The following is a 6,525-nucleotide window of genomic DNA, read 5'->3' as shown; positions in this document are numbered from 1 at the left end:
CCCCCTCACCGAGAAGGTAGAAGCAACCAACACCCCCGACCAGCCCGCTCAGGCAAACACCCAGGTCAGCCAGTCACTCGAAACGAACCGGACCCATCGCAGATGGCGCATGCCAGGGATACGTCGTGGGAGAACGGCAGGATCGGATTGCCCTTGAGGTGGTGGGCCATGTCCCATGCGGTGTGGAGCAGCCAGCCGATGCCGATGAAGGACCAGGACTCCAGGCCGCGGTAGGCGACGTAGGCCATGAGCGCGACGAACGGGAGCTCCCACGGGCCGAATCCGCCCCCGCTCAGATATGCGGCGCCGGCTCCGCCCACCATGATCGCGTTGAAGCGGCGTCGGTGCGGTTCTTTGATCAGGGACATCAGCAGGCAGTAGATGATGCCGACGATCACCGGTGACACAAGGTTCATGAGGGCATGACTTCTTCCGGCTGGGCGCGGGCCGTATCGACGCGGTCGAGCTGTCGCAGCGCGAGCAGCCCTCCGATGCCCGGAACGATGGCCAGGACTTTGGCGGCGGCCGGGGCCTGCTTGAGGCGCCAGGTCGCGATCACGACGAACAGGTAGGCGCAGCCATGGGTGGGGCCCATCAAGGATGAGATGGGCTTGAGGTGGACGGTGAACACGTTGGCCAGCATCACGATCAGGGAGATCAGCTCGGCGTGAGCCGCGGTGCGCAGGTGGCGCGGAGACCGGAGGTACATGGTCACACCCCCGTGGTGGAGCCGGGACGGATGATCATCAGTACGGTGACGGTGGCCCAGAGCAGGTTGAAGATGCCGGTGAGCATGGCGAGACGGCCCGGTGCCAAGGGGGTTGGCGCTGGCAACGGCGAGGCGGAACTCGTCGTCTCGGCCAGAGCACGGTCCTGCGCGGGCAGGATCAGCAGGGCCAGGACGCCGGCGGCTGCCGCCGTCAGCAGGATCGAGGTGATCAGCCAGGTGTCGCCGAGAGCGCCGAGACTGCTGGCCGTGGCGAAGCCGAAGAGGGGAACGGCGATGCCGATGCCCGCGTAGACCCGGCAGATGCGGTGCAGTGTCCGCAGGGTCGTGCGGGCGTCGCCGTCGCCGGAGTCGCCGAGGGCGCGGCGCAGCGTCGCAGGAAACATGCTCGCGGCGACCGTGACCGGGCCGACGGCGACGATGGCGGCCAGGACATGCAAGGACAGAAGGAGCTTGGTCACGCCTGGTACTCCGGGGCGGTCTGACGCTCGCCGGTGACCTTCGAAGACGGAAGGCGGCCAGCTTTGGAAGTGCCCCGGAGGGTGTCGCCGTCGACCGTCACGTCGAACGCCAGGTTCAGCCGCATGGGCTTGGTGACGGCCTGCTTCCAGGTGAGCCGGTCGCCGTCGAGGGTGATGTCGGCGAGTGGTATTTTCTCGCCGGCTCCGTGGGCGACGCCGGTCAGGGTGCCGTCCTGCTCACGGAGTTCGACCACGGCTTTGATCTTGCCGATGGGGGTGGAGACGGACAGGTTCCAGGTGCCTTCGACGGACATGCTGGTGTTCTTCCTGACTGTGCAAGGGGGATGGTGAGCGACTGACCTGCGAAGGGCCGAGTGCTCAGAGGGGGGTAGGCGTCGGGCCCTGGGCGCGCCAGACGGTGCCGCGCCGCTCGTGGCAGAAGAGCTCTTCGACGGCGTGCGCGACGCGGGGGCCGACCTCGCGCTCCAGCAGATACAGGCCCAGGTCGAGCCCGGAGGTGACGCCCGCGCCGGTGATCAGATCGCCGTCGTCCACGATGCGGGCGCGGACCGCGTGGGCGCCGGTGGCGTCCAGCATGTCGAGGCCCAGGTGATGGGTGGTGGCGTGACGTCCCTCCAGCAGACCTGCCATGGCCAGGACAAGCGAGCCGCCGCAGACGGTGGCGACCGTGATGTCCGGGGCGTCCATGGCCTGCTTGAGGAGCGCAGGGAGCTCGGTGGTCAGCGTGCGGCCCAGCAGCACCGGGATGAACTCGTCCTGCTTCCGCTCGCCGGCACCCACCTCTTCTTCCGGGACCTCGCCGGGTTCACCTACGCGGCCGGAGGCGCCGGGCACCAGAAGCATGTCCGCGCGCTCCAGGTCGAGGACGCCAGTGGCGCGCAGTGTCAGTCCTCCGGTTCCGCTGATCACCTCACGAGGGCCCTCCGCGGAGACCAGCTCGACGGTCACCGCGCCGTCCGACGCCGAGCCGCCGGCGTGCAGCACCTCGTAGGGGGCGATGACATCGAGCGGGTCGGAGCCATCGAACAGGACGACCTGGATGTGCATGGATGTTCCTTCGGGGGCGATTTCCATCGGACGCTCCGAAGTCAACCGGCTGGCATCGTGATCGCCCAGTGGCACTAGTGACGGATTTCAACGGGATATTGCCAAGGGCTTCCAGAAGGCTCGGGGCTGCAATGACATAGAGCTGCCCGAGTATCGGTCCGGATCCGTCAAGCCGATGGGGAGGTATGTTCTGGCCATGCACACCGTTGCTGTTCTCGCGCTGGATCAGGTGATCCCGTTCGATCTGTCCACCCCGATCGAGGTCTTCTCCCGGACCCGCCTGCCCGACGGGCGTCCCGGCTACCAGGTCCGGGTGTGCGCCGAGCACGACGAGACCGACGCCGGAGCCTTCACCCTGCGCGCCCCCTGGGGCCTGGAGGGCCTCCAGGATGCGGACACGATCATCGTGCCGGGCGTCACCGATCCCACTGCATCGCTCCCTCCCACCGTGCGCGACGCACTGCGGTCGGCCGCTGCCGACGGCACGCGGATCGCCTCCATCTGCGCAGGCACCTTCCCCCTGGCTGCCACCGGGCTCCTCGACGGGCTGCGCGTCACGACCCACTGGCGTGCGGCCGGGCTTCTGGCCGCCACCCACCCGGACATCGACGTCGACCCAGACGTCCTCTATGTCGACAACGGCCAGTTCCTCACCTCGGCCGGTGCTGCCGCGGGTATGGACCTGTGTCTGCACATGATCCGCCGTGACTACGGCTCGGCCGTCGCCGCCGACGCCGCCCGCCTGTCGGTGATGCCTCTCGAACGGGAGGGCGGACAGGCGCAGTTCATCGTCCACGACCACGCCCCCACACCGCAGGGCTCCGAGCTCGAGGTGCTGCTCGCCTGGCTACGGGAAAACCTGACCCGCGACCTCACCCTCGCCGACATCGCCGAACGGGCCGGGACCAGCACCCGAACCCTGATCCGGCGCTTCCGCGAGCAGACCGGCACCACACCGCTCCAGTGGCTCCACCGAGCCCGCATCCGCCAGGCACAGCACCTGCTGGAAACCACGGAGCACTCCGTGGAGCGCATCGGCTACCAGGTCGGCTTCGGCTCACCCACTACCTTCCGTGACCGCTTCAAACGCACCACCGGCGTCAGCCCGCAGACCTACCGACGCACGTTCAGCTGAACCAGTGACTCGGAGCCGCCGTCGATCCGATCAGCACTCCGGTCTGTATCGCGATCTTGCGGCCGTACCCGGCCGGAAACGGGTACGGCCACCGCGTAATCATCGGTTGGTGTGGACAAACGAAGATCGTGCGGTGGCCGCGGGCCACAGCGTAGACCCTGCCCGCTGGCGGGAGCTGTTCGACCAGGCCATGGCCCGGATCTCGGGCCGGTGCGGTTCGGCCGAGTTGGACCGAGGGCGAGCGTCCGTGCCTATTTGCTCGGTTCGCTGTCGAAGGCCGAGCGGAAGAACTGCTGGCAGCTGTCCGAACAGGCTGGTCACGCGCGGCCGGGGCCGATGCAACGGCTGCTGCGCCACGCCCACTGGGACGCCGATGCCGTCCGCGACGACATCCGCGCCTACGCCGTCGAACACCTCGGCACCGACGGTGGTGTCCTCATCGTGGGCCAGACCGGTTTCATGAAGAAGGGCCACGCCTCGGCGGGAGTGCAGCGCCAGTACACCGCACACGGCCCGATCCAGCAGCCGCGAGAGCAGGCAGACCACCACCGGCTTCCAGCCGCCGCCGGCCCGGCCCCGTGCCTCACCTCGCCTTCCCGGGCATGGTGAGGCGAGCCGGCGCCGCTCCTGCACCCGGCGTGTTACGCGCCGGCAACGAGCGGGCCCGTCCGGACAGCCCGGTCTCCGGTTCCTGGCGTCCACGACCGGGCGCCGGGCCGTGCACCGGGCCCAACCTGGCCGTACGGCCCGGCGCTTGTCGCGCATCTGCGTCAACGGACCGTGAAGGCGTTGGTTACTTCTCGTCGTCCGGTTCTTCCTGGACGGTGTCGTCGAGCTGGTCTTCTCGTGCGGCCGAGTCCCGAAAGGACCAGGCTCGCCGGGGCGGCCGGCACCCAGCACGACGGCGCCTTTCATCCGGTGGATATGACCCGGAAGCACAGCAGCCTCCTTTTGTTCACGAGGCTTGGCGTGGGGGCACCACGCTCTCGCAGACGAGACGGAAGCACCTTGATAGGGCTCCTTGAATCTGGATCCTCATCAGCCTTGAGTACTCCGAAAACGGTCCACGCGGCGCCCGGCTGCGAGCTCACCCGCCCTGCGGGGCCGGTGTGGCCTTCGGCAACGGGCTGCGCGCCGAGACCTCGCACTTCTTGGCGGGCGACACACCGGGTTCGGCAAGGGCGCGCGCCCGTACGGCTGGACGGACGACGAGAAAGCCGAGGAAGCCAAGCGCCGGGAGCACCGGCTGGAGCTGGCCACCTCGGTCGTCACGCACACTTGCTGGTCCACGCTGTCCGAAGCCGACGCACCCACTACTGGCGGGAGGGGCTTATTCCGACCGTGCGCTGTTCCCCCTCTTTCGTGCTCGCAGAAGCGATCTTTCAGGTGTCGCCTCACCACTTCGCTACGGCGTCCCCGGTGGTGGCAAGGAGAGCTTGGGCCTGTTTGCGGGCATGGCTGATGGGGTCCGCGAAGACGTTCAGGCCGTGGGCGACGAGCGCTCCTTCGTGAAGCAGCATGAGTGTCCGGCCAAGATGGCCGGCCCCGTCCGGGGTGATGTCCCCGGCGAGGTCGGTGAACAGGGCGAGCATCCACTCCTTTTGCCCGGTGATGATCGGGTAGGCCGGGTGGGATGGATCGCTGATCTCGGCGTGGGCGTTGACCATGCCGCACCCCTTGGAGCTGTTCTTCGCCGACCACGCGCGTGAGGCATCGAAGACGGCCAGGACGCGCGCTGCCGGCACCGGCTGTGCCGCGTCGAGGTACTGGGCGAGGAAGGCCCGCCAGCGTTCATCACGATCCGCGAGGTACTCCACGACGATCTGCTCCTTGGAACCAAACCGGTCGTAGAGGGTCTTCTTCGTCACTCCGGCCTCGGCGGCGATCAGGTCCACCCCGACGGCATGGATGCCGCGCTCGTAGAACAGCCTCGCGGCGGCCTCCAGGACGCGCCGTGCGGCAGGCGTCATCGTGATCCGTCGTGGCCTCTCGGTAGTGTCCATACCTCTGGAGTATACCGATCTGTATAGTGGACCGATAGGTATACCGATCTGTTTACTGGAGGGTGAGGCGTGAAATTCCTGCTCTCGACCGCCTTCGTGATCTGCTGGAGTTCCGGGTTCATCGGAGCCAAGCTCGGTGCAGGCAATGCGTCTGCGGTCACGATCCTGATGTGGCGGTTCCTGCCGCTGGCCGTCATCCTGATCGTCATCGCCACCGTCTCCAGAACGTCGTGGCGGGACCTCGCGGTGCGGGATGTGGCCCGGCAGACCATGATCGGCATGCTGTCGCAGAGTGGCTATCTGCTCACCGTCTACTACGCGATCCAACTCGGGGTCTCCAGCGGCACCACAGCTCTGATCGACGGCGTCCAGCCCCTCGTCGCCGGAGCACTTGCCGGGCCGTTGTTGCGTCAGTACGTCTCGCGCAAGCAGTGGCTCGGTCTGTGCCTGGGGGTGAGCGGCGTCGCCATCGTCACCATGGCTGATGCCGCGGCCGGCACCGGTGCGGCTTGGTGGGCCTATCTCATTCCCTTCCTCGGCATGTTCTCGCTGGTAGCAGCCACGTTCCTCGAAAGCCGCTCCCGCGTACGGGTCGCGCCCGCAGTGTCGCTGACCGTCCACTGCACCACCAGCGCCGTCATCTTCACGGCACTCGCCGTGAGCGCCGGAGCCGCAAAGCCTCCCGCTGAGCTCTCATTCTGGGCAGCGATCACCTGGCTCGTAGCCTTGTCGACCTTCGGCGGATACGGGCTGTACTGGCTCATCCTGAGGCGCTCTGGAGTCACCAAGGTCAACACGCTCATGTTCCTCATGGCCCCGGTCACGGCAATCTGGGGAGCCCTCATGTTCGGCGAACCGTTCGGTCCGCACACCGCTGTCGGCCTGGCCGTCGGTCTCGCAGCAGTCGTCATCGTCCATCGCAGCGACACCTCATCCACCAGGGTGTGCGCGCGGGATACGGACACGGGCGAGCCCGCGAGGCCAGCCAAGTACGGCGCCTGATACCTCTGCCTCGTTGGAGAGGAGGGGCTTCCTCACCGTCTGCGGCCCGGGCCGCCAGGTACTCGGCCCAGTCGCACCCGGCGTAGGCGACCCAGCGGAGCGCGGTGTGGCGGTGCGTCCCGGTCACGT

The 6,525-nt window shown here is 67.8% G+C and carries 8 protein-coding genes and 2 pseudogenes; 3 read left to right on the top strand and 7 right to left on the bottom strand.

What is annotated here, in order from left to right; genetic code table 11:
• Positions 1 to 95: 95 nt before the first annotated feature.
• The 5 genes and pseudogenes from ACZ4Z1_RS35860 to ACZ4Z1_RS35840 all read right to left on the bottom strand — a co-directional run.
• A pseudogene (locus ACZ4Z1_RS35860) lies at positions 96 to 416 on the bottom strand (DUF6010 family protein); the annotation flags it as partial.
• Positions 413 to 709 carry a DUF3817 domain-containing protein gene (locus ACZ4Z1_RS35855; RefSeq protein ID WP_468490856.1) on the bottom strand — a complete coding sequence of 99 codons (297 nt, stop codon included), beginning with the start codon at positions 707 to 709 and terminating at the stop codon, positions 413 to 415. The gene ACZ4Z1_RS35855 and the pseudogene ACZ4Z1_RS35860, both read right to left, overlap by 4 nt.
• Positions 710 to 711: 2 nt before the next feature.
• Positions 712 to 1,188: a DUF2269 family protein gene (locus tag ACZ4Z1_RS35850; protein WP_468490855.1), complete on the bottom strand. Its 477-nt coding sequence runs from the start codon at positions 1,186 to 1,188 to the stop codon at positions 712 to 714.
• Entirely contained in the window at positions 1,185 to 1,502 is a 318-nt protein-coding gene (locus ACZ4Z1_RS35845; RefSeq protein WP_468490854.1) for a hypothetical protein, read from the bottom strand. The genes ACZ4Z1_RS35850 and ACZ4Z1_RS35845 overlap by 4 nt, the downstream gene beginning before the upstream one ends.
• A 64-nt stretch (positions 1,503 to 1,566) precedes the next feature.
• Positions 1,567 to 2,256, bottom strand: a complete 690-nt coding sequence (locus tag ACZ4Z1_RS35840) for a DJ-1/PfpI family protein (protein ID WP_468490853.1) — start codon at positions 2,254 to 2,256, stop codon at positions 1,567 to 1,569.
• A gap of 196 nt (positions 2,257 to 2,452) precedes the next feature.
• Between ACZ4Z1_RS35840 and ACZ4Z1_RS35835 the strand changes: the two genes are divergently transcribed.
• Positions 2,453 to 3,391 carry a GlxA family transcriptional regulator gene (locus ACZ4Z1_RS35835; protein WP_468490852.1) on the top strand — a complete coding sequence of 313 codons (939 nt, stop codon included), beginning with the start codon at positions 2,453 to 2,455 and terminating at the stop codon, positions 3,389 to 3,391.
• 165 nt (positions 3,392 to 3,556) lie between these two features.
• Positions 3,557 to 3,895: pseudogene (locus ACZ4Z1_RS35830) on the top strand (transposase); the annotation flags it as partial.
• 583 nt (positions 3,896 to 4,478) lie between these two features.
• Here ACZ4Z1_RS35830 and ACZ4Z1_RS35825 read toward each other — a convergent pair.
• Both ACZ4Z1_RS35825 and ACZ4Z1_RS35820 read right to left on the bottom strand, forming a co-directional pair.
• Positions 4,479 to 4,667, bottom strand: coding sequence for a hypothetical protein (locus tag ACZ4Z1_RS35825; RefSeq protein WP_468490851.1), 189 nt, complete (start codon positions 4,665 to 4,667; stop codon positions 4,479 to 4,481).
• Positions 4,668 to 4,785: 118 nt separating this feature from the next.
• A complete protein-coding gene (locus ACZ4Z1_RS35820; protein WP_468490850.1) occupies positions 4,786 to 5,394 on the bottom strand; it encodes a TetR/AcrR family transcriptional regulator in 609 nt (202 codons plus the stop codon).
• 69 nt (positions 5,395 to 5,463) lie between these two features.
• Between ACZ4Z1_RS35820 and ACZ4Z1_RS35815 the strand changes: the two genes are divergently transcribed.
• On the top strand, positions 5,464 to 6,396 hold the full coding sequence (locus ACZ4Z1_RS35815) for a DMT family transporter (RefSeq protein ID WP_468490849.1): 933 nt from the start codon (positions 5,464 to 5,466) through the stop codon (positions 6,394 to 6,396).
• Positions 6,397 to 6,525 lie beyond the last annotated feature (129 nt).

Source organism: Streptomyces sp. NPDC030165 (genome assembly GCF_055573595.1).
This window is presented reverse-complemented; position numbering and strand designations above follow the sequence as displayed.